The 855-nt window shown below is 45.8% G+C and carries 1 tRNA gene and 1 rRNA gene; both read right to left on the reverse strand.

Annotated features, from left to right (window positions below):
- Nucleotides 1–629: ribosomal RNA gene (locus AABL87_RS17695) — 23S ribosomal RNA — on the reverse strand; the annotation flags it as partial.
- A gap of 152 nt (nt 630–781) precedes the next feature.
- Nucleotides 782–855 (reverse strand) — tRNA-Ala (locus AABL87_RS17700).

An 855-nucleotide genomic window follows, 5' to 3' on the forward strand; every position in this document is an offset into this window, starting at 1 on the left:
ATCCTTGCCAGCAACGGTAACTCGTAGGCTCATTATGCAAAAGGCACGCCGTCACCCCACAAAAGGGCTCCGACCGCTTGTAGGCGTATGGTTTCAGGATCTGTTTCACTCCGTTATTCACGGTTCTTTTCACCTTTCCCTCACGGTACTGGTTCACTATCGGTCTCTCAGGAGTATTTAGCCTTAGCGGATGGTCCCGCCAGTTTCAATCAAGGTTTCACGTGCCCCGACCTACTCAGGATACCACTATTCTTATCTTCTCTTACTTATACGGGACTATCACCCTCTTCGGTTTACCTTTCCAGGTAATTCTAATTAAATCCGCAAGAAATCTCGTGGTCCTACAACCCCAAAATTGCCGTAACAACTTTGGTTTGGGCTACTCCGCGTTCGCTCGCCACTACTTACGGAATCACTTTTGTTTTCTTCTCCTCCGCCTACTTAGATGTTTCAGTTCAGCGGGTTCGCCTCCATATTGGATAGTATGTCTTCAACATACTGGGTTGCCCCATTCGGATATCTACGGATCAATTCGTGTGTGCCAATCCCCGTAGCTTTTCGCAGCTTATCACGTCCTTCTTCGCCTCTGAGAGCCTAGGCATTCCCCATACGCCCTTATTTTGCTTATGTGCTTACAATTCTTTCGAATCGTACTTTCTATATATTTCTATATCTTTTTTATTCTTTCTAACTGTTTTGTTAGTTAAGTTTTATCAATATGTCAATGAACTTGTGGCGAATCGCCACTGATAATTAAACCAGCTTTGATATTATGCCGTAGTGGAGAATATCGGAGTCGAACCGATGACCTCCTGCGTGCAAGGCAGGCGCTCTAGCCAGCTGAGCTAATCCCCC

Origin of the sequence: Myroides sp. C4067, from assembly GCF_038039665.1 — a bacterium.
Taxonomy (GTDB): Bacteria; Bacteroidota; Bacteroidia; order Flavobacteriales; family Flavobacteriaceae; genus Flavobacterium; species Flavobacterium odoratimimum.